The sequence below is a fragment of the Enterovibrio coralii genome (genome assembly GCF_001559595.1).
In the GTDB taxonomy this organism is placed as follows: Bacteria; Pseudomonadota; Gammaproteobacteria; order Enterobacterales; family Vibrionaceae; genus Enterovibrio; species Enterovibrio coralii.
This window is the reverse complement of sequence record NZ_LNTY01000060.1, coordinates 26575-48610: the sequence shown is the minus strand read 5'-3', so window position 1 is coordinate 48610 and position 22036 is coordinate 26575. Positions and strand designations below refer to the sequence as shown.

Sequence of the window (22036 nt, the reverse complement as noted above, 5' to 3'; positions counted from 1 at the left end):
ATCCAATAGTTCAGCTTAAACATCTGATAAAGAGTGGCTCAATGTAACCAAATTTCTCGCTAAGCCCAACAATGCTATTACCCTCGATTTTCGATACACTTGCATCGAAATGACTGCCGCAATGCTGGAAATACGCCTTGAATACCCTCGCTCAACTCAAATCTGGTCAACTGGCCGGAGCCAAACACGTTAAGATTTCAGAAAATCTCACCGATTTCCCAACAGAACTGTTTGAACTGAAAGACACATTGGAAGTGCTCGACCTTACGGGGAACCAGCTTTCTTCTTTGCCAGAGAGTTTTGGCCAATTCCATCAGCTCGAAATTTTCTTTGCATCAGACAACTTGTTTACAGAGCTGCCAGAGGTGTTGGGAGCGTGCCAAAACCTTGAAATGATAGGCTTTAAATCAAACCAGATTGTTCAGGTGCCAGAAGGTGCATTGCCACAAAAACTGCGTTGGCTGATTTTGACCAACAACCGAATTGAAACCTTGCCGGACAGCCTTGGCGAACGCCCTCGCCTGCAAAAGCTCGCGCTGGCGGGTAACCGCATTACAGCGTTGCCTGAGACTATGGCAAAGCTTGAGAACTTGGAGCTGGTGCGTATTTCCGCCAACCAATTAGCGGAATGCCCCGATCATCTGCTCGCCTTGCCTAAATTGGCGTGGCTGGCTTTTTCCGGTAACCCCTTTAGCGAATCATCCCTGCACATTGATACGGTGCCAACGCTGCAATCAACTGATTTCACGTTAACAACCCAGTTGGGCCAAGGTGCCTCTGGCGTGATCTCTAAAGCGCACTGGAACCAGCCGCAACCTGATTTTCCAGAAGACATTGCAGTGAAAGTGTTTAAAGGTGACATCACCAGTGATGGTTATCCTAAAGATGAGCTTGAAGCCTGTTTGAAGGTCGGCAACCACCCGAACTTGGTGCAGTCTTTAGGGCAAGTGAATGAAGACGGCTACCTTGCGCTTATCATGAATTTGATCCCTGAGCATTTCAAAAACCTGGGGTTGCCACCCAGCCTTGAAAGCTGCACACGAGATACTTTTCACGCTGAGTTTCGTTTGGGGATTGCTGACATCACGAAAATCGTCAGCCAGATGGAAGATGTGTTCAACCACCTGCACGACAATCACGTTTGTCACGGTGACCTATACGCGCACAACACCCTGTTCGATGACGACGCCAACATTATCTTTGGTGATTTCGGAGCAGCTAGCATGTACCACATGCTCACGGACACGCAGAAAGAGAAGGTTCGACAGATTGAAAAACGTGCCTTGCACCACTTCATTGATGACTTGCTGAGCGTTTGTGAAGATGGCGATAAAACGAGTAAGGCCTACAGAGAGCTTCGCGAGCGTATTGCTGATAGCCCAGCTTGCGTGCTCATTTAAGGTGCTTAGTTGGCATTGTTCTTCGGCCTACCTCTGGGCAGGCAAAAAGACAGGAACTAGCCAAAATCACCGTTAAATTAACAATATCAATAAGTTAAAACATGTTGACGAAGCTCTCAAAAGTGGAAATAATTCACCAAAGGAGCACGCTGAATACTTTCATTAGTATCAGCCGCTTTAAGACGTTTTTTCAGTAGGTTAAACGCCTTAGCACAACAAGATTTAGCTCCAACTAACATTTGGCAAGGGCGGTAAATCTGCGGGTTACCGTCCTTTTGCTTTTTATAGAAAGGTCGTTTTTGTACTGATTCTTTGGGCTCTATAAATACCTTAAAAACACTCTAAGATTCATAAGCTGAATACTCCCATGCAAAACTCGCTACCCATTCTCACAAAAAGAAGCGAAATTGTGTTTAGGAGCTTTGTTGCTCCTCATGTGCGAGTAGTCCAGACAGTTTAAATCTTGGCGTTCTTCGTGAAAGCCAGTGCGTGTTAGACGCCCAATAGACAAATGAATATGCAAATAAAACAGAATAGTAAGATTATTGTGCTGAACAACCGAGGTATGGGAGACTGCCTTGTTAGCATGAGTGCAATCAAATATTTGCAAAGTCTGGGTAACTTCTCTGAGATCCATTTTGGCGTCGCTCCTCGTCACGCTGATTTGTTCAAAAACCCCGCCTTTAACAATGTTCATGTGTTTAATGCAGAATATCGTACCTTTAAAGGAATCATCCGATTATTCAAAACGATAAGTAGAATAGCACCAGACTATATATTGGAGTTATCGCCTGTAAGACGAGTGGGAAAAGTCGTTAACTCCCACAAAATGCTTACATCATCAAAGTACAGCTTCTTATCAAGAAAAAACGGCAGTATTTCTTGGCCTAAATCGCTTGAATTGAAAAATTGCTTAGATACCGATCTCAATGATATTTGGTGTGCTTTTGGTGACCCGAATAACTTGCCTGCTGCAGAGCAGTTCTTGCCGCGCTGCGAACAAAAAAGTGTACTTCATAATCGCCCATGGGTAGCGATGTCTCTCGCTTCTTCTTCTGAAGCACATATCCCTTCAATTGATGATTTTTTGCAACTCGTTGATATTGTGCGAACTCAATTTCCTGACAAGAAAATACTGTTTCCTACTAGCAGTTCTCCTTTGGATCAAAGCATTAAAAAACAGTTAATGCACTACAAACACATTAACGAAGTAACGTTTGTAGAAGCTAAGCTTGAAGAGTTACCTAGCCTATTTGAAAAGTGTTGTTTTTTTGTCGGTATGGACACGGGAATCAAGCACTTGGCTGCTTTTATGGGACTACCTACTTTTAGCTATATTCCTGCGAAAAGCTACCCATACAGTCACCCTTACCTCAGCCCACACAAAGCGGTTCTTTTAGGAAGTGACGCTAAAACGGTAACATCTGACTTCCTAAAATGGCTGAACGAATTAGAAAACTGACTGCTTTGCTATCGGTGTAACGTAGACTGTTGCCAGACCCTTTATCCTGGTCGAAGTGATAGCAACTACACTGACTCATCTGCTATTGAGCAAAAAACCTTTTCTTCCCTCTAGCTGGACTTCTAATCTAAGTAGTGAAAACCTAGTAAGTGGACTGAACCGTCATTTCAGCCGAAGCGACGTTCTCACTCTGGCGATGGAGAGCCAAATGCGAAAACTGATCTGGGGTGTATTGTTAACACTATTCTGCGCCCCATCGTGGGCGAATTGGAGCGATCCCGCTCATGTAAAAAGGGCGTTTAAGCTGATTGCCCTCAACAATGAGTACGACAACCTCAACCATCCCGTTCGTAAGTGGCATCAGCCATCCGCGTTTATCTCGATCATCGCGTCGGCGACGATGCACTCCATACCATGCTGGCGACCATTCAACTTAATGACCTCTCGCGGGTAACGGGACACAATATTCAGGTAGTACACTCACCACAGCAAGCGAACCTTCGTATGGTGTTTACTCGTCAAAGCCGTTGGGAAAAGGAAACCCGTGAGTTGTGGCCATCGCAAGACGATTTCCCGTTTCATGGCGCGGTTTGCATGGCGCATATCTCCGTCTCTTCAAAGACTGAGATCCGAAAAGCGTTGATCGTGATACCGGTCGATCTCGCTCGTGAACGCGGCAAGTTGTTTGCATGCGTAGTGGAAGAACTCACGCAAGTCATGGGGCTGCCAAACGACTCTGACAAGGTCTTCCCTTCCATTTTTAACGATGCGTCGAAGAACAACTTACTCACACCGTTAGATATCACCTTGTTGCGGCTTTTGTACTCCTCAGAGGTGAAGGCTGGCATGACAGAAGAACAAGTGATGCCGCTGCTTGATGACTGGTTAAGCCAAAATCCCGGCTGGTCCAAAACCTCTACCGAGCTTTATCTCAAAACCAAATTTATCACCGAGTTCGGCTTGAACTAGTCTGTTTACTCGAGGTTTACTGCTCGCCAATAAAAACGCCAAGCGCATTTGCTTGGCGTTTCATTTCGTCTTTTTGTAAATGCCTCTTGCGCATTCAATCGGCGATTAAACCCTGAACAGACTTACCGCGTCTTTCACATGCAATGCTGTAGATTCAATCTCAACGGAGGCGTCTCGGCTCAATGCCGCTTGCTCTGCCACTTTGTCTGAAACCTCTTTGATTGCTTGGGTATTGCGGCTGATATCATCAGTCACCGCGCGCTGCTCTTCAGCGGCACTAGCGATTTGGAACGCCATCTGCGAGATCTCGCTGATCGCTTGGGTGATCTCACAAAGCTTGGTGGTCGCTTCCTCAGCGTATTTTACTGTGGATGATGCCTGCTCGGAGCTTGAACGCATGTTGTGAACAGCCTTTTGCGTGTTCGCTTGCAGGCTTTCAATCATGTTGCGAATTTCTTCGGTGGAATCTTGCGTGCGCTTGCTGAGCACGCGCACTTCATCGGCCACTACGGCAAAGCCTCGGCCTTGTGCGCCCGCTCGCGCGGCTTCGATCGCCGCGTTGAGTGCCAGCAGATTAGTTTGTTCTGCGATGCCCTCAATGGTTGCGATAATTTGATTGATGCCGTGCGCGTTCGCATCAAGCTGTTCAATCACAGACGCCGCGGTTTCAACTTGGCGACACAACTCGTCAATACCGATGCGGTTCTTGCTGATCACATCCAGCCCTTCCATGCAGGAAGATTCTGCGCCCTGTGCGGCATTGGCGGTCATTTCCGCATTGCCCGCCACTTCACTCGCTGTCGCCGACATTTCATGGATGGCCGTCGCGACCTGATCAATGTTGTTGTGCTGTTCGCGCAGCACGCCCGTCGCTGCACTTGCCAACTCACGAGACTGAGAAGCCGCTTCACTCAGAACAACAGAGGAAGCAGAAACATCTTTAATAATGCCCTGAAGCTGCGCCAAAAAGCGGTTAACGTTGTTCGCTAACTCACCGATTTCGTCATCACGGTCGATATCCAAACGCTGCGTTAAGTCGCCATCACCACTGGTGAGATCTTTCACGGCACGGTTTAAAACAGCCAATGGTCGAAGCTGGCGACTGATGTTCCACGCTGCAACTGAAGCAATGACCACGAACAGCAGCAGTGAAGCAATAAGGGTATAGAAAATGGATTCAGACACTGCGCCCGTCGCGGTATCGGCATCTTCAACAATCAGCAGCACCCAGTCAGTGCCTTGAACGCGAGAGACGTAAAGGAGTTTTTCTTTTCCATCTTGGCTTGCAACAAAGGTCTGCAGGCTGTTTTGGCTTAGCATGGTTTGCAGATTGTTAATCGACAGCGCAGGGTCGATAGCGTCTGAGGTTTTGCCCACCAAGCTATCATCATTAAAGGCGACGATTTGATAGTTGCTGTCGAGCAGTGCTGCATAACCATTGTCATCTTCACTGATCTTAAGGATCTGTTTCACGATGTCAGTCACTTGCACATCCAATGCAATCACGCCCGTGCGCTCGCCTTTAAACGGTTCAGCGATACTTACGACCATACTGCCGTCAAAATCTTGGTACGGGTCTGTGATGGTTTGCGTTTGTGCCTGCATCGCATCGCGATACCAAGGACGCGTTCTCGGATCATAATCAGCTGGCCAGCTTTCCGTTTTATCGCCCCAAGCGATGGAGCCATCGCTGAAGCCAGCATACACAGAAAGGAAGCCACCTGCGTTTTTGGTCACCAGCATTTCGCGGTCAATGTTCCCACCTTGCTGAATCAACGCCAGATTGGCGTCTAGCATGTCAGCGCGAATGGACAGCCAGCTATTGATGTAGTTCGATGTCGCGAGACTGGTTTCGCGCATCTGGTTTTCTATTGCAGTATGGGTGGTATTGCGAAGAGAAGTGATTGATATCCAAGCCTGCACCACGCTGACAACAGCGACGATCAGACCTATGGATACGATAAGCCTGCTTTTAATTGTTCTTTTCATTCAGTACTACTCGAAAGGTCGATAAAGGGTCTTTCATCACGAAATCAGAACCTTATCGGCTTAAGAGTAAAAAGGTTTCATCCCTTACACTGAATTTGCAGGAGCCGTCACACTGTTTTGAGCGTAACAGCCTCCAGCAATATTTTTTCGTTCAGTGGCGTTAACGCGCGAACACACTGATGGTCACGACGTCTTCGTATTGTCCGGCGCGGGCAAACGGCTCGGCTTTATTTTCAAAGGCCAGAGGAAGCTTGCGGCCTCGGTAAGGTCGCTGGCCGACATCAATCACCACATCATCCGTCAGATTAATTTTCTGCCCGCCGTACATCAGGGTATAAGGCACACTGTTTTGCTTGTTTCTCACGTTCACCAGCTTGCCTTTGTTTTGCGAAGAAAAAGCCATGCTGACAAAGCCATTACTTTCCACAAAAACAGGCAAGTCACGTCGGTTTCGCTTGGTGAGATCGCCAAGTTGAAGTTTTACCGACAAGCCCGTGGGTTTAATCCAACTATCACTGGTATTCGCAAGCTTGGCGCGAACGTACGGCTTCACCTGATAGTTAAACGAGTACATCTGGGTAGAGGTCGTTTTGTTCTGCGCATTTTTCAAGCTGAACTGCAAAGTGCTGGCATAGGTGCCAGGTGAAAAGTCTTTCGCACCCGGCAGGTAAACCCAGAAATTCACGACATTGCGCCCATTCACGTTCAGAAGGTACTTGTCATCTCCCCTCACTGGCAACTCTTGGCGCGAGGCATTTTTCAGCTCGATATCATGGTTAGACACCTGACCTGAAAGGTACGGCTTACCGCCTTGCGGCTGCTGAATGACAATGTCTTTCGTACAGCTTGCCAGCTCTCGGTCGAGATAGACGGTCGCGGGAATCCACGCACCCTGCCAGCCTTTTTGTCCTTCTTCCGCGGAGGAGGTTTTAATATCAAGGTACCAGTTACCGTCACACGCGTTGTCATCGGGCAACGCGAACGCGGCAGGTGGCAGCATCACCGCCACCAGCCCCCAAGCAAAGAGCGCGATTAATCGGTTACGGATTTTCAACACGGTTCTCCTCTTCACGTTTCACATGCAGTATTCCCAGCTCAATGAGCCGCTTATCCGTTTTTTCAATGACCACAGACACAGGCTCAAAGCCTTTGCCACTGACGGTCAGGGTGTAAGTGCCAGGCCCCACGCCTTGCACATAGAATCGACCACCTTTGTTGGTGAAAAATGGTGTGTGAAGTTTGCCGTTTGACAGTTCACCTTGCAGGTATGAAATCGGTTTGCCGTCTGCGTCCAACAACACGCCCATCGCGGTGTAAGAGGCATCTGAACCGACCATCAATGAATGACCCGTCGCGGCACCCGGTGCAATGCTGAACTGGCTTTGGCCCCAGTCATAGCCAAGAGGAGCATCTGGCACACTCACGTTGAAACTGTTCACCGCATACGGCACATCCAGTGGCAGTAAGCCACCAATGTCATAGGTTGCCGCCGCTTTATAGCTGCCATCTTGCGCCACGCCAAAGTGCGCTTCGTGTCCACTCAATGTTGGGTGTACTTGCGTCACGACAAACGGGCCTGCCTGCGCGCGCCCCCAGCCAAACTTGCCGTTGGCGTAACCAATGGCGGTGTTGCCGCGAAGCGATGCGGAATAGCTCGCACCGGATGAACTGGAATTCAACTCTGAACGTTCAACTTCACCTTCAAGGCGCACGCGTTGGCGGTGTAGCTCAGCAGGGCATTTTCTCTGTCTCGGTTATCGTCGTGCTCAAGCATGGCACGATACCCCACGCCACCTACACGGTCGCTGTTTGCACGGCTGATATCTACCCGAGACTGATTGGCCAGCGTGTTATAACTCGCGCCCAATGAGTAGCCATATTTCTTGTGGTTCCAACGCAAATCAAGGGTCAGAAAATACTGGGTTTCATCCGTTTCTGGGGCTTTGGAGTCGGTATAGGTCATGCCGGCACCCACGGTCACATCGCCGTTTTTCCAGTTCAGCATCGACGTGGTGCTGGTTTGGGCATCGTCACTGTCATCATCAAAATACGATGCGGAAACGGTCGCGCTCCACTGTTCGGTGATGGACCACATGTAGTTTGCAAGGTAGCGATCGTAAGAAACCGGCAAGGCTTCGGCTTCCCAAGGAGACGTGATGTAATCGCTGGCAAACTCGGCACTTAAACGAAGGTTCGGCGTTTGACTTTCAGATGCACCAATCACCGCACTTTCAAAACCAAAAGAGAGAATATTGCCGACATCGCCATGGTCATATTCACTGAACGAAAGACGGCTTGAAAGGTTGCCCCAGTCGGTGCCGACAGTAGCCAGCCCGCCCAGTAAATTCCCGTATTTGGCGGCCAGTCCATTTGCGCCCACTGTGAGACTTGATGACACGCCGTACTCGACAAAGCCCGTCATTGCCCATGTGTTGGTGTAATCAATGCCCTTGTCGGCAAAGACCGATGGCACACCTGCCGTGAAAGCATAATTCACCATGCCTTTATCAAGCAGGTTGCTGTTATAAAACTGGGTAAAAACGAAGGTTTCTTGTTTGCCAGAAAGGTAGGTCACATGCACCGTAATGTCGTTGGCACCGTTGACCATAGGCAGGTTCATCAGGTTAAAACGCCCCGCTTCCTGACGGCCGCTGAAAATAACCTGACCGTTGACCTCAATCTCGACTTCAGCACTTTCTTGCAAGATAAGCTCTTGGTTATTGCCGGGGCCAACCATGCGTTGCGGTTGGAGCTCCGCATAGTCACTCTCTATCGAGAGACCGCCCATGCTGATATTGGAAAGATAGCCCGATACGCCCGACTCAACATCGCCTAACGAAAAGCGGTATGGCGCATTGGGGTTGTCGTAGAACGCAGTCCATTCTCCGCGCAGCACTTGCGCATCGCCGTCTGAGATTTCTAGGTAATTAGCCGCATCAAGATTTACGCCCGTCGCTCCGCCAATATTGAACTGCGCTAGCCAATCAAAGGAGGTATAACTTACGTTGGAGCTGTCTTGCCAACTCTCTTGGTGTGAAAAGTTAAGGCTGTTGAGCCAACTGAATTCACTGCTTTCTGTCGGAACAAAAGGCACAAAGCCTTCGCCAAAATCAACGTTCGCTTGTCCGAAAGCTTTAGTAGAGATTTTCGCGGCCATGGTCAGTGTAGATGCATCGAACGTCAGAGTAATACCCTGCGCTTCCAACGCTTTTAGCGGCACCATACCGTCATTGCCGATTTGCTTATTTTCCCCCAACACCTGCCAGATTTTCTCAGCCACGCGGTGACCAAGAATCGCTTTAAGCTCGCTTTCTGAAACGGCCTCAACATCCATGCCAGACAAGGAAACAGGCAGCATGCCAAGCTCGTGTCCGTCCATGTTTAGCGGTACCGTAAAGGTCATTGCCATGGCCGAAGAGGAAGCCAGCATCAGTAAGCAAACGGCACTTAGCCGTCTGCCCATGTTCATTGTTCACCCTTCACTGTCACATCAGAGATAGATTCGCCCGTAGGCACCAGTGACCCAACAGGGACGGTGACCGACTCACCCGGCACAAGGAATTGGCGGTTGAACAGTTGTTTGAGCTGGTCCCATTGCCAGATGTGTTTGCCCTTGTTGGTTTTCACATCCAGATCGAAATCAGGGATAACAGCGACGCCTGTGCCTACATTTTTCAGCGTTAGCTCAGGGGCTTTTTTGTCTTGGGCGGACACGCTGGCATCCAATGTGGCAATGGCGTTATCCGGCGAAACAAAAACCAGCGCGCCGATCTGTATTAGCATCTGAATACTATTATGCTTTTCTTCCCCCTTTATCGGTAATTGGCTAAATACTATCCTATAAGATTTTGAAGATGCAGATTTTCCACCTAAGTATTTAACCTCAACCATCTGGCTTTTTCCAGGAGGGATAAGCACTTGAGGTGGAAATATGAAAAAGTCATCCGTATCAGTTAGCGACTCATGCTCTCCACCATAAACAGTTCTTAACTTTGGTGAAATCTCAATGGCCAAAGGCGTAGCATTTGTATTCTCAATTCGAAAAAATTGCTCACTTTTCTCACCATAGTCAGAAAAGAACGACACCATAGGCAATAATTCGAAAGCTTGAGCGAATGGAGACACTAACAATAAAGCTAGCAGTAAGGGACGAATTGCACACATAACCACCTCAAAAGGGGCCCCAAAAGGCCCCTTGAAAGAAACAACACAGCGAATTAGCGCGGGTACAGTGACACGTACATTGACGTTTTGTACTCACCAGCTTTTTCCCACCCATGAATAACGGGAGTAATATTTAACGTCTTAGTCTCACTTAAATACCCCTCAGAACTGTTGCTCACATCCATCGATGTTTCAATTGCGTGGCTGTTCGACGCATTTGTGGTGCCATCGATAACCGCGCTTTCTCCGTTGAACGCCACTTTCAGTGGGATCACATCCACACCATTCTCATTTTTGAACGCTTGCGCACCAACAACTAGCAGACCTTTTGCGTTATCGTTGTTACACCATGCATTGAATTTAAAGTCACTTGACTTTGGATTGGTGTGCTCTACATCCAACTCAATCGTTCTGTCTTGCTTGGTATGCATACGACAACGTTGCGACACATGACCACTAAGAGCTACATTAAACTGAGTCTGACCATCTTCACGTGCGGAACTTGACCAACCGTCTGCATATGCGCCAGTAGAACAAAGTAGGGCTAGCGCGATACCACCAATTACACGTTTCATGTTGCTCTCCATTATTTTTAAGCTGACGTGTCGTTGATGAGAAATGTAAGGTTTTCGGGTGGTTATGAATATCGACCATGTGTCCAATTCAATTAGGGAAGTGGTACTAAATTTGGACTAGTGATCAGAGAACTCACGCAAAAAACAGGCAGGACAAATGGCCTAAGCCACTTATTCGTCAAGCAGTAAGGTGTTCAATTGATTCCGTCTATTCTTTCCAGTTTTCAATAAGATACTTGAAACATGACACTTCACTGTGCTTGGGCTTAAGTGTAGTTGCAGGGCGATGTCTTTGTTACTCTTAGCTTGAAGGAGGAGAAGAAATATCTGTTGCTCTCGACTTGTCAATGAAAAACGAGCACTTAGCTTACTAACAGATTGACCAGATATCCCCCCTGCTTTCACAACAAGTTTGATAGCTTTCGACATACAGTTGCGACTGAACCATAGTTGGCCACAGATCACTGCCCGTAGAGCTTTAGGTAAGATTTCTAATGTATCAGAGGCATCAAGCAGTCCTACGTACCCTAGCTTGATAAAACCCACTACGCAATCGTCAGTGGCAGGAACGCCATTAACAATTAACCAAGCCCCTCCGCGTTCTAATGGAGAAACTAAACGCGATGATGGGTTACCAAGGCTGCCTTTGTCGTACACCACAACGTCTTCACTGGACAGCCCCCAAAGTTCATCCACTCCCGTACTTTCACAAAAACGATAGTCGGTAAAAATGGACGACAGCACCGATCTCACAACGGCTGACCAATCGCTGTTTAGCGATACGATATAAACACTTTTAATGCCCATGCATTTAAACATTCTTGAATTCTATGTAACTCTGGAGCTTTATATACTCTTAAATTCAAAATGTTTCTAGCACGAATATCTAACAACTTTATTACCCAAAACACCATCAATCAACATCAAGCGACAGACAAAGTCTTTAGAATCATAAAGATAAAGATGAGAAAAGCCTAAGCAACACGGACTTTACGTGGTTCATATTTATTTATGAAACCTTTGATTTTAGGGGCGATACTCTCTCGATAACGTCGACCGTTAAAAATCCCATAGTGGCCGACCCCTTCTTGCTCAAAATGCACTTTCTTGGTTTTTCTAAGCTTGGTGCAAAGATCGAGTGCCGCTGCCGTTTGTCCTCGCCCCGTGATGTCATCCAGTTCACCTTCAATCGTCATGATAGCGGTATTGGTAATGCTCGATAAATCAATGCGATGACCGCGATACTGCAAAGTGCCATTTGGAAGCTTGTGTTCGAGAAACACTTTTCGGATGGTGTCGAGGTAGTAATGGGCAGGCAAATCCATCACTGCCAAGTACTCGTTATAGAATTTCCGGTGCGCTTCTGCGTTCTCTCCATCGCCTTTCACCAAGTCGCCGAAAAACTTAAAGTGCTTTTGCACATGCGTATCGAGATTCATCGACATAAAGCCCGACAGTTGCACAAATCCGGGGTACACCAACTGCCCGTGCCCTTCGAATTGCTCAGGCACTTCGCAAATTACATTGGACTCAAACCATTCCAAGTCTTTGCCACTCGCGTAATCGTTCACTTCAGTAGGATTGATACGGGTGTCAATGGGACCGCCCATCAAGGTCATGGACGTCGGTGTTGCCGGGTTATTCTTCGCGGACATCAACGAGGTGGCGACCATCAATGGGACGCAGGGCTGGCACACCGCAATTGCATGGGTATCTGGACCCAGCATTTCAAGAAACTCAATGAGATAGTCGACATAATCATCAAAGTGAAACTCGCCGCTACAGATCGGCACATCGCGAGTATTGCGCCAATCTGTCACGTACACATCATGGTCGGGCAAGAACTCACGGATCGTGCCGCGAAGCAAGGTGGCAAAGTGTCCTGACAAGGGCGCGACAAACAGCACTTTTGGTTGATTGGGCTGCGCCTTGCTGCGGCGAAAATGCAGAAGGTTACAAAAAGGCTTGTTGGCAATGACATTGTATTGAATCGCCAGTTTTTCACCTTTGATTGTCGTTTCATCTAACCCCCAAGAGGCTCGTCATAACAATCGGTGAGTCTTTCCACGAACTCCATTGACGCATTGACGGTTCTCGCTGCGGTCGAAAAACGCATGCAGTTCCACGGTGCCGAGTTGAAATCTTGAACAAACTTAGCCCAACTATTCAAAGGCTTAATGGATTCCATATACGTCGCATTGAGTTCATAGAGCATAGGCTGACCCTTATTGTTTTTAAAAGAGGTGACGCCGTCTGGCGCGCGTTGGCCTTCTTTCAACATACTAGACCAGAAATAATGGCCTACAGGATCACAGAGGGATGAAGCACTCTTGAGATATTGATTCTATTGATAATTGAGGGCAAGCGTGTTTAAAACGCTGCCTTATGTTGGTGGTCGCGTGAAGCCTTAGTTTTCCATCAAGGCTTTGAGGTTTCGAAGCCCTAATTGATACAGACCCGTGATAGCTTCAATGGCCGCTTTGTCATTGAGATCTTCCGGTGGATCGTTGTTAGGGTAGCCGCGATAAAAACCCGCTTTCCACGTCACGATGCTCTTGTCGCCATCTGCCACGACTTTGAGCGTTGATTGATAATTAGTGACGGGAAGCAATGCGGTGTTGTCTTTGATGATTTTGTATTTGAGCATCATGCCTGCGGCGTCGTATTTTTTGAGTGCTTCCGTCACAGATTGATCGCCCACATGCACCACGCGCTCCGCACCTTTCTGATCCGGTTCACCCGAAATCATTTCCACGCTGGTCACAGGAGGAAGCCAACTTAAACTGTTAAACGCTCCCACCGTTTTCCATACCTTCTCGGCAGGCGCATCAATGGTGATGGTCTCTTGCACTTTGAGCCGAGAGGGGCCATGAGCCTGCACCGAAAAGGCAAAAAACACACTCGCAATAAAGACCAAAATCCCAGACAGTTTCCTACTCGCATTGCTTAGCATAAAAGCACTCCTTCACTTCAACGATCGTCGATGTTTTTATATCTGGCCTTGTTCGTGAACAGAAACGCTCAGGAGAAAAACTCTTTTTCATTTCTGCTGTAACTCTTCTAACTGCATGAATAGAAAGTAAGAAGTCAGGCCGTGATTTCAAAATAGGAGAACTTTAAATCCTTCAGCGTGCTTTCTTCGAGAAACGACAGCTTTCTCCCTCTGGCCGCATCACTGGCGAAACCCCTGTCTCATTTCTAATATCTAGAGTGACCCTACCCAAAATGTACTGAGTGCAAAGGGATAACGATGGTGACTGCAAAAATGCAGTGCATCAAAACAAGACCAGGGAAGGAATGCATGAAACGCGTGCTATTAAGTTTGATCGCTTTTTTTAGTTTGCTTAGTTGTGACAGTCAGGAAAACCTCGCAAAAGAAGAGCCAAAGCAAAATAGCTCTCAATACACCTACACCCTCAAACTGGCGTTGTGTATGCCAGAAGACAGTGCCGAATACCTTGCCGCTATGCATTTTTCCGAGCTGGTCGAAAAACGCACCAAAGGCCAGATGGCCATCGAAATCGTGCAGCAAGGCACCAAGAGTGCGGAACGCGAGATCATCTCCGCCGTGCAAAAAGGCAATATGGATTTTGCCATCATCCCGACCTCCCGACTCTCTTACATCGCCCCAGATTTACAGCTTTTTGACTTGCCGTTTTTCTTTGAAGACGTCGATGCCGTTAACCGCGTTTATGACAGCTCAGCAGGGCAAATTCTGCTTTCTAAACTCGATATTCAAGGGTTAGTCGGTTTAGCGTTTTGGCACGGTGGATTCAAAAACCTGGTTACGAAGGAGCCGCTAACCAACCCAGAAGATATGAAAAGTCAGCGCTTTAAAGTGTTTGAGAGCTCTTTACTTCGAGAACAGTTCAGCCGCTGGGGCGCACACTCGTTAAGCCTTGCCGCCTCCCAAACCCCAATGGCCTATGACAAGAAGGCGATTGATGGTGAGGAAAACACACTGCGCAACGTCCTGCCAAGGTTACCGGACGATCCGCATATCACATTGACCAATCACGGCTACCTGACACATGTCATGACAATGTCGCTGAAGTCTTTTGAATCCATTCCTGAAAAATTCCAAAGCGTTATCGAGAATGCGGCTGCTGACGCCACCGCCTTCCAACACGAAGTGGCGGCGAAGAAAAACCAAGAGGCACTGACCACTGTCACCGCCAAAGGCATGACGAGCGAAGCCTCGCCCGTATTGCTCTCTTGGCTCCAACAGCATTCAGCCCCCCTACTTGAGTACTACCGAATGCGATTGGGTACCGAGATGGTCGAACAAATTCTGCAAGCTAAGGAAGATTGGACAGCCCCTCACCCAGACAAACTCTTGGTGGCACTTGATGCGACATGAGCGGACATTCGGCCTTATCTGGCTTATCTATCCGCCGCGGGATTGAACTTGCGATTGAAGAAATTAACGCAAACGGCGGTATTTTGGGTAAAGAGGTCAAATTAGTGGCACGAGACAACTCCATGATCCCTTCTCGTGGGTTGGATAATCTCGAGGTGTTTTCATCCCTGCCCAATTTGATCGGCGTATTTAGCGGCATCAGCAGTCCGGTTGTATTGGCAGAGCTTGATTATCTGCACCAAAACAAAACCTTAATGCTCGTGCCTGGGCGGCAGCAACGCCGATTGTGTCAAACGATCGTACACCCAATTACGTGTTTCGCGTTTCTGTGCGTGACGAATACGCGGCGGATTTCTTGCTCGATGGTGCGTTAGAAATTTCTGATGAGGTAGGCTTTTTATTGGTAAACAACGGTTGGGGACGCAGCAATTTTCAAGCTCTGACCGAATCGTTAGAACGCCGCAAACTTCCCCCCGCTCACGTGGAATGGTTTGACTGGGGCGAGCGAAATTTTGGGATAAAAATTGATGCCTTGGTTAAGCATGGTGCCGAGTCGATCATCTTCGTTGGCAATCAAGTGGAAGGGTCAAAGTTTGTCAAAGCACTGGCAAAACTCGAAAAACCGCCCGTCGTTATCTCTCACTGGGGTATCACAGGCAGCAACTTTGCCAAGAAAAGTCATCGTGCACTCAACAAAGTCGATGTTCGTGTTCTTCAAACCTTCAGTTTTCTCAATGCGGAAAGCCCAGAAGCCGAGCAGCTCGTCACTCGCTACCACGAACGCTACAGCACCAAGTTGAAAACAGACATCGTTGCGCCGTCAGGCACTGCGCACGCCTATGACCTCATGCATATGCTGGCAATTGCCACGCAAAAAGCTGGCAAAGCTGACATGACGCTGATCCGTGAAGAGCTTCTGAAGATTGATGAATACCAAGCATCATGAAGGCGTACAAAGCCCCGTTCTCTGGTGAACACCAAGACGCACTGGATCGCTCTGACTATATGTTTGCCACCTACAAAGACAACGCACTTTATCCCCTTGGGAATTAATGGTCATGACGAAGCCTAGAAGTATCGCCAACCATTTTGCAGCATCGATCCTGTCGTTGTTGTTTGCGTTTTTTATCTTCGTTGTGGCCGCCACATCCATCATGCAATTTGAGCGCATCGAAACTCAGCTCAAGGAAGAGTTGCATGTAGAGGCTTTCAACAAGCTCAACCTGCTCAATGTCGAGCTGAACTCGCTTCGCCAAGTAGTGATAAGAATGGCGTCGAGTCAGCTCTCCATTAATGGCTTGATAGATTTAAACCACGCGTACTTTCATCACTCACTGGACGATCTTTCGCTGTTCACCTCGGTCAGCGATGCCTTGGTGTTTGATTATGCGGGCGAAGCCTTGTTTGAGGATTACCACACCCCGCCACCTTGGTTTCAAGCGCCATTAGTCAATGAAACCTTGTCCACCAGCAACAGTTCATTGTTGTTCAGCGACGGCTATTTTTTTATCGTCGAACCCATTTTGTATTACAACACGGTACAAGGCGGGATCATTGCCCGAGTCAGTGCCGAAGACATGATCAACAAAGGCTTTGACTCACCTGAGTACTATTTTTCAGTGACGATTGGCGGCAATTGGACATACTCCAGCAACCCAAATCATGGTGATGGTATTTCGCTGACCATGACCGCACCAGACAGCATGCGCATCAGCGAATTTAAAACGACGGTTTCTTTGGTTGAGCCCTATTCCTACCTATTCAAAGGCATCACCCCTTGGCTTTACAGTTTTATCATTTTGGGACTGATTGGCCTATTGCCCGTCGTATTCATGGCGCAACGCATTGGGCGAAAAATGGCGCAGCTATTACTCAGCTTGCTTCGAACGTGTCCGAAGGCAGTTACCCCATAGTCTCGACATCAGAGGCGCGAGAAATGGAAGACCTGGCCACAGCGTTCAACCATTCGCACGAGCAGCTCGTCAAAGCCAACAAAATCAAAGTCGAAACCGAGCGCTTGTCGGGTCAAAGCCAGTTGGTGGCGATTGTGGATACCGTTGCCGACGGCATAGTAACCATCGATGACAGTGGTCGGATTGCCACCTTCAACCCTGCCGCTGAAACCCTGTTTGGCTATAGAGAGTCTGAAATCATCGGCCAGAAGGTCAATGTATTGATGACCCAATTGGACGCCAGCGCACACGACAATTATCTGCACAATTACTTGAGCGGTCAGCCTGCTCAAATCATTGGTATCGGTCGCGAGGTCTTGGCAAAACGACGAGACGGTACTGAGTTTCCGGTGGACCTCTCCATCAGCGAAATGCATGTCTCAGGCAAGCGGATGTTTACCGGCATCATTCGCGACATCACGCAACGCAAAAAAGACGAACAATTAAAAAGTGAGTTCGTTGCCACGGTAAGCCACGAGTTGCGTACACCGCTCACTTCGATTCGCGGTGCGTTAGGCATCGTGCTTGGTAAGTTTGAAGGGCAACTCCCTGACAAAGGGCAAAAAATGCTGACGATGGCACTTCGCAATTGCGAACGCCTGACCACACTGATCAATGACATCTTAGACATTGAGAAACTCGAATCAGAGCAGCTTTCTTTGAACATGGAAGAACTCAATCTTGATGCGATTATTCGCCGTTCGATTGAGGATAATGAAGGGTTTGCCAAACATCACGGCGTCTCACTTTGCTACTTACCCGGCCCTCAAGAAGCTTAGTAGAAGCCGATTCCGGCCGTTTACTGCAAGTGATGGCCAACCTTATCTCCAACGCAATCAAATACTCAGAAAGCGGAGGCTCTGTGACACTCTCGCTTCGACGCCAACATGACTTTTATCGCGTTGACGTCAGCGATGAGGGAACAGGCATTCCACCTGAGTTCCATTCCCGTATCTTTGAGCGCTTCTCTCAGGCAGACAGCTCAGATACCCGACGTCGCGGTGGTACGGGGTTAGGGCTTGCGATTTCTCGCTCCATCATTGAAAGCCATCAAGGCGAGATTGATTTCTTCTCCACGCTTGGTCAAGGCAGTACGTTTTACTTCAAACTGCCCGTCTCGATGCCAATGGAAAACCCCGCTCCGGCTCCCTTATCAGCAAAAGGTCACACCCCGTCATCCAAGTATCAAGTGCTCTATATCGATGGGGAAAAGTCCCTGTTCTACGACATCAACAACCATCTCTCTGACTTCTGTAAGCTGCTCTATGTCTCATCAAAAGGCGCAGCCTCACTGGCACTTAACAATCAAGCGTTCGACTTGGTCATCATGGATTGGCAACTCAAGGGCGAAGACATCTCACCTTTGATTGGAACGACTATCGACGCCCCCACCAAGGTGATCATCTTGGGCAATGAAATGCCGGATTTCCGGCCACCGAACTGTGTTGCAGCCACGCACCTTAAGTCTCGTTTGAACATCAGTGCGCTTAAATCTGAAGTGCGTCTTATACTTAAGAACAGGAATACGCGAGAGGCGATGTAATGGGAAAACCGATTACCGTACTTTACGTAGAGGATGACGAAGATATTCGCATCATTGCCGAGATGGCATTGGAAGATGAGGATTTTTTCATCATGAGTTGTTCATCTGGTGCCGAGGCTTTAGAAAAAGCAGCATTGTCAGAGCCTGACTTATTGCTACTCGACGTCATGATGCCGGGAATGGATGGCCCGACAACGCTCAAAAATCTGCGGCAAATACCGCATGTCGAAACGACACCTGCCATTTTCATGACAGCGAAAGTCCAACCGACGGAGGTAAAAGCGTATCAGGAGTGTGGCGCAGTAGGCGTGATTAGTAAGCCGTTCGACCCAATGGGTTTAGCCGACGAGATTAAAACCATTTTGAAAAAGGCGTAGTTTATGAAGCCATCCCAGATCAAAAAGTTCCAAGAGCAACAACGAAGATTTTCTGACGGTGTCGGTAAACGGATCCAGAAGCTAAGCCAGCTTTGGGATGCCATTAATAAAGCACCTGATGGCCAGTTGATTGAGTTGGAAGACATGATATTGGAGGCGCACAAACTGGCCGGGACGGCGACAACCCTTGGGTTTATCGATTTGGGCGAGCGAGGTCGAGACATTGAAATCCTGCTTCGACCTTTCCTTGAAAACAAACAACTCCCGAAAAACGATCCCATCATCGAAGAGATTGTCAGCAGCCTAGCAAGCGTGGCGACCATTGAGCCCAAACGCCCCGAAGACATGACCTATGGTGAAGTCACACTGCTTCACGAGGAAGGTCGCTCCAAGCAATTGGTCTATGTGGCGGCAGATAATCTTGACGACACCAAGGACATGGTTGAGCAGCTCGAATTCATCGATTACGAAGTGCTCAGCTTTGATAATGCGAATGATCTGAAAGACGCGCTAAGCAATGAGTCGCCCTCTGTCATGATCGTGGATATCAACGAGTTTGATCTCTTGGATGAAATTTCCAAATTCTGGCGAAAAGAAAGCGGCATTCCGCTCGTTGTACTGTGTGCCAGCGAGTGCTGGGAAAGCCGCTTACATGCTGCTCGCGCCGGTGCATTTGCCTTCTTCCAAAAACCTGTAGAACACGATGACATTTTGGGTGTCTTTGACAGCCTTTGGGAAAGCAACAGCGCGCAATATCGCGTCCTTATCGTTGAAGATGAGCGCATGATTGCTGAGCACTACTCGGTTGTCCTGCAAGGCGCGGGCATGAAGACCGCCATTTTGGATGATACCGAGCACCTTTTGGATGAACTCGGCGAATTCCACCCAGACTTAGTGCTGATGGATTTATACATGCCCAACTACTCAGGTGTTGAGGCCGCCAGCGTGATCCGCCAACACAACGCACACACCAATTTGCCTATCGTGTACCTTTCCGGTGAAACCGATTTAAAAATGCAGATGCAGGCACTGCAGGTCGGGGCTGATGACTTTCTCACCAAGCCCATCAACGATCTTCACTTAACGCAAGCGGTGTCGATTCGCGCCAAGCGTTTCCGCCAACTCAGCGCATTGATGGACAGAGACAGCCTAACTGGGCTGCTCAACCACTCCAACTTGAAAGTCGCATTGGAACGCGAACTGTCACGAGCAAAGCGTCACAATTCGCCCGTCAGTTTCGTGATGATCGATATCGACCACTTCAAATCCATCAATGACAAATACGGGCACCCCGTCGGCGACAAAGTCATTAAAGGTGTGGCGCGCTTGCTTAACTATCGCTTCCGTAAAACCGATACCGCGGCCCGTTATGGTGGTGAGGAATTTGCCTTGATTCTGCCTGACACACCGGCAGATATCGCGCTCAGGCTGATAGACGAATTCCGTATCACCTTTGCTAAAACGCCGTTCTCAAATGGTCCAGAAACCTTCTTTGCCACCTTGAGTGCAGGTATCGCAACCTTCCCTGAGTTTCAATCGATTGAATCCATTATCGAAGCAGCCGATTCCTCGCTCTATCTCGCGAAAGAAAAAGGCCGTAATCGCGTGGTCACCCATGTCGAGCTCGATTTGGATGACGACGAATCACAGAAGAATTCCGCATAAAACCTGACGCGCAGCCGTGCGTGAGGGTTTTGCGAGAAATTTGATAGAAAGTCGCGACGAGATTGCCATTTTTGCCTCCCATGCTAAGGGCTGATCCCCCTAAGCATGGAGCAACATATGAAAAAGTTACTGCTTGGCGTCGCAATGGCCACCGCCTTCTCTGCGCACGCTGCAACCATTGACGTTGAGATCACCAACGCAACCAACGGCATTTATTTCACCCCACTTTTGGTTGCTACTCACAGCGATGATGTTTACCTGTTCCGTACCGGTGAAGCGGCGTCTGCCGAAATTGAAGCCATGGCAGAAGGCGGCGACATTGCAGGACTAGAAACCCTCGCGATTGGCGCGGGTGCCAATGTTCAAGCAAACCCAGCAGGCGGCATTCTCAATCCGGGTGATTCTGCCTCGACCACCCTTTACGCCGAGCACGGCGATGTCCTCTCTATTGCCGCCATGTTGCTGCCTTCCAATGATGCTTTTATTGGTGTCGACAGCTGGAAAATTCCAAAAAAACGCGGCAAATATGTCATTCGCGCCAATGGTTATGACGCGGGTACCGAGGCCAATGACGAACTCGTGGGCAGTGTGCCAACTCCACCTTTCATCGACTTTGGTACAGGCGGAACCGGTGTTGACACAGAAGTGGCCAATGACGTTGTGCACATCCATCCGGGTAACCTCGGTGACACCGATGCCAATGGCGGCATCAGCGATTTTGACAGCACCAAACATCGTTGGTTGAACCCTGTTGCCACCATCACTGTGACCGTACGCTAAGGGAGGAAGCACTATGTTTCGCTTATCTCTCGTGGGTTTAACTGCCTTATTTTTGGTAGGTTGCCCCTTAAAGAAAGAGTACACGGTGACCGTTGAAAACCTAACGGATGCCCAGCCCATGTCGCCTGTAACACTGATCACCCACAGAAAGAACTTTGATCTGTTTGAAGTGGGCCAGCCAGTGTCGGTTGCTTTGGAGAAACTGGCCGAAGGCGGTGACAACAGCGCAGTACTCGATTATCGCTACAATCGCCGCGTGGAAGATACCTTATCGGGTGCCGCGCCATTGCTGCCGGGACAGTCGGAAAGCTTTACTGTTTATGTTCACCACCGTAAAACTCGCTTCCTGTCTGTGGCGTCTATGTTGGTCAACACCAACGATGCCTTGGTGGCCGAGGCGGATATTCGCATCAACAAGCTGCGTCCAGGTCAAAGTATGACAGTCACCCTGCCTGTATGGGATGCAGGTACAGAAGCCAACTCAGAAACCGCAGGCACCATTCCAGGCCCAGCCGGAGGTGGTGTCGGGTTTGAAGCGGCGCGTGATGACGTAGACCGTATCCGCATCCACCCAGGCGTCTTGTCTGCTGATGACGGGCTAGATACTTCTGCCCTTGAATACCGTCATCGCTTCCTCAATCCCGGCGCGAAAATTACCATCAAACGCGTTTGGTAAGCTCGCCTCCCCGTGCGCCCATTGCTTGGTCTAATTGGCGAGCAATGCGGCGCACTGTTCCCTTTCCGTCTTTCAGTCGTATTTATGTTAAGCTGCAATGAGACACGCGAGATGCAGGAGCAGA

The 22036-nt window shown here is 48.7% G+C and carries 23 protein-coding genes; 13 read left to right on the top strand and 10 right to left on the bottom strand.

The window, feature by feature from the left end; genetic code table 11:
- The first annotated feature begins 137 nt into the window (after positions 1 to 137).
- From ATN88_RS23835 to ATN88_RS23825, 3 genes are all read left to right on the top strand, one after another.
- Positions 138 to 1400 (top strand): leucine-rich repeat-containing protein kinase family protein, encoded by a 1263-nt coding sequence (locus tag ATN88_RS23835; RefSeq protein WP_067419977.1) that lies wholly within the window; start codon positions 138 to 140, stop codon positions 1398 to 1400.
- A gap of 586 nt (positions 1401 to 1986) precedes the next feature.
- Positions 1987 to 2862, top strand: coding sequence for a glycosyltransferase family 9 protein (locus ATN88_RS23830; RefSeq protein WP_198158452.1), 876 nt, complete (start codon positions 1987 to 1989; stop codon positions 2860 to 2862).
- 354 nt (positions 2863 to 3216) lie between these two features.
- Positions 3217 to 3831: a DUF2927 domain-containing protein gene (locus ATN88_RS23825; protein WP_232313516.1), complete on the top strand. Its 615-nt coding sequence runs from the start codon at positions 3217 to 3219 to the stop codon at positions 3829 to 3831.
- A gap of 105 nt (positions 3832 to 3936) precedes the next feature.
- On the opposite strand, the gene ATN88_RS23820 is transcribed toward ATN88_RS23825, so the two are convergent.
- The 10 genes from ATN88_RS23820 to ATN88_RS23785 form a co-directional block, all read right to left on the bottom strand.
- Positions 3937 to 5820, bottom strand: a complete 1884-nt coding sequence (locus ATN88_RS23820; protein WP_067419975.1) for a methyl-accepting chemotaxis protein — start codon at positions 5818 to 5820, stop codon at positions 3937 to 3939.
- A 160-nt stretch (positions 5821 to 5980) separates the two neighbouring features.
- Positions 5981 to 6877, bottom strand: a complete 897-nt coding sequence (locus ATN88_RS23815) for a hypothetical protein (RefSeq protein ID WP_408607736.1) — start codon at positions 6875 to 6877, stop codon at positions 5981 to 5983.
- Positions 6861 to 7499 (bottom strand): carboxypeptidase-like regulatory domain-containing protein, encoded by a 639-nt coding sequence (locus ATN88_RS25945; protein ID WP_157490805.1) that lies wholly within the window; start codon positions 7497 to 7499, stop codon positions 6861 to 6863. Before ATN88_RS25945 ends, ATN88_RS23815 begins: the two co-directional genes overlap by 17 nt.
- Positions 7496 to 9289 (bottom strand): fimbria/pilus outer membrane usher protein, encoded by a 1794-nt coding sequence (locus tag ATN88_RS23810; protein ID WP_157490804.1) that lies wholly within the window; start codon positions 9287 to 9289, stop codon positions 7496 to 7498. The genes ATN88_RS25945 and ATN88_RS23810 overlap by 4 nt, the downstream gene beginning before the upstream one ends.
- Positions 9286 to 9984, bottom strand: coding sequence for a fimbria/pilus periplasmic chaperone (locus ATN88_RS23805; protein WP_067419974.1), 699 nt, complete (start codon positions 9982 to 9984; stop codon positions 9286 to 9288). Before ATN88_RS23805 ends, ATN88_RS23810 begins: the two co-directional genes overlap by 4 nt.
- Before the next feature lie 53 nt (positions 9985 to 10037).
- Positions 10038 to 10559: a hypothetical protein gene (locus ATN88_RS23800; protein WP_067419973.1), complete on the bottom strand. Its 522-nt coding sequence runs from the start codon at positions 10557 to 10559 to the stop codon at positions 10038 to 10040.
- 171 nt (positions 10560 to 10730) lie between these two features.
- Complete coding sequence (locus ATN88_RS23795; protein WP_067420093.1) at positions 10731 to 11366, bottom strand: response regulator transcription factor; 636 nt, start codon at positions 11364 to 11366, stop codon at positions 10731 to 10733.
- 167 nt (positions 11367 to 11533) lie between these two features.
- Complete coding sequence (locus ATN88_RS23790; RefSeq protein WP_232313519.1) at positions 11534 to 12535, bottom strand: polyhydroxyalkanoate depolymerase; 1002 nt, start codon at positions 12533 to 12535, stop codon at positions 11534 to 11536.
- 47 nt (positions 12536 to 12582) lie between these two features.
- Entirely contained in the window at positions 12583 to 12840 is a 258-nt protein-coding gene (locus tag ATN88_RS28005) for a hypothetical protein (protein ID WP_232313514.1), read from the bottom strand.
- Between the two features lie 126 nt (positions 12841 to 12966).
- The gene (locus ATN88_RS23785) at positions 12967 to 13512 is read right to left on the bottom strand and encodes an SRPBCC family protein (RefSeq protein WP_067419972.1); all 546 of its coding nucleotides are present in this window, start codon (positions 13510 to 13512) and stop codon (positions 12967 to 12969) included.
- 348 nt (positions 13513 to 13860) lie between these two features.
- Here ATN88_RS23785 and ATN88_RS25940 point away from each other — a divergent pair, with 348 nt between their 5' ends.
- From ATN88_RS25940 to ATN88_RS23755, 10 genes are all read left to right on the top strand, one after another.
- Positions 13861 to 14919: a TRAP transporter substrate-binding protein gene (locus ATN88_RS25940; RefSeq protein ID WP_198158451.1), complete on the top strand. Its 1059-nt coding sequence runs from the start codon at positions 13861 to 13863 to the stop codon at positions 14917 to 14919.
- A complete protein-coding gene (locus tag ATN88_RS25935; RefSeq protein WP_157490802.1) occupies positions 14916 to 15293 on the top strand; it encodes an ABC transporter substrate-binding protein in 378 nt (125 codons plus the stop codon). The genes ATN88_RS25940 and ATN88_RS25935 overlap by 4 nt, the downstream gene beginning before the upstream one ends.
- The gene (locus ATN88_RS25930; protein WP_198158450.1) at positions 15206 to 15865 is read left to right on the top strand and encodes a type 1 periplasmic-binding domain-containing protein; all 660 of its coding nucleotides are present in this window, start codon (positions 15206 to 15208) and stop codon (positions 15863 to 15865) included. Before ATN88_RS25935 ends, ATN88_RS25930 begins: the two co-directional genes overlap by 88 nt.
- Positions 15866 to 15977: 112 nt before the next feature.
- Entirely contained in the window at positions 15978 to 16832 is an 855-nt protein-coding gene (locus tag ATN88_RS28000) for a hypothetical protein (RefSeq protein ID WP_232313513.1), read from the top strand.
- A gap of 23 nt (positions 16833 to 16855) precedes the next feature.
- The gene (locus ATN88_RS27995; protein ID WP_232313512.1) at positions 16856 to 17650 is read left to right on the top strand and encodes a sensor histidine kinase; all 795 of its coding nucleotides are present in this window, start codon (positions 16856 to 16858) and stop codon (positions 17648 to 17650) included.
- A 32-nt stretch (positions 17651 to 17682) separates the two neighbouring features.
- Entirely contained in the window at positions 17683 to 18414 is a 732-nt protein-coding gene (locus ATN88_RS27990; RefSeq protein WP_232313518.1) for a sensor histidine kinase, read from the top strand.
- A complete protein-coding gene (locus ATN88_RS23770; RefSeq protein WP_067419971.1) occupies positions 18414 to 18791 on the top strand; it encodes a response regulator in 378 nt (125 codons plus the stop codon). Before ATN88_RS27990 ends, ATN88_RS23770 begins: the two co-directional genes overlap by 1 nt.
- A 3-nt stretch (positions 18792 to 18794) precedes the next feature.
- A complete protein-coding gene (locus tag ATN88_RS23765; protein ID WP_067419970.1) occupies positions 18795 to 20456 on the top strand; it encodes a diguanylate cyclase in 1662 nt (553 codons plus the stop codon).
- A gap of 117 nt (positions 20457 to 20573) precedes the next feature.
- Complete coding sequence (locus ATN88_RS23760) at positions 20574 to 21236, top strand: spondin domain-containing protein (protein WP_067419969.1); 663 nt, start codon at positions 20574 to 20576, stop codon at positions 21234 to 21236.
- Between the two features lie 13 nt (positions 21237 to 21249).
- Complete coding sequence (locus tag ATN88_RS23755; RefSeq protein ID WP_067419968.1) at positions 21250 to 21912, top strand: spondin domain-containing protein; 663 nt, start codon at positions 21250 to 21252, stop codon at positions 21910 to 21912.
- Positions 21913 to 22036 lie beyond the last annotated feature (124 nt).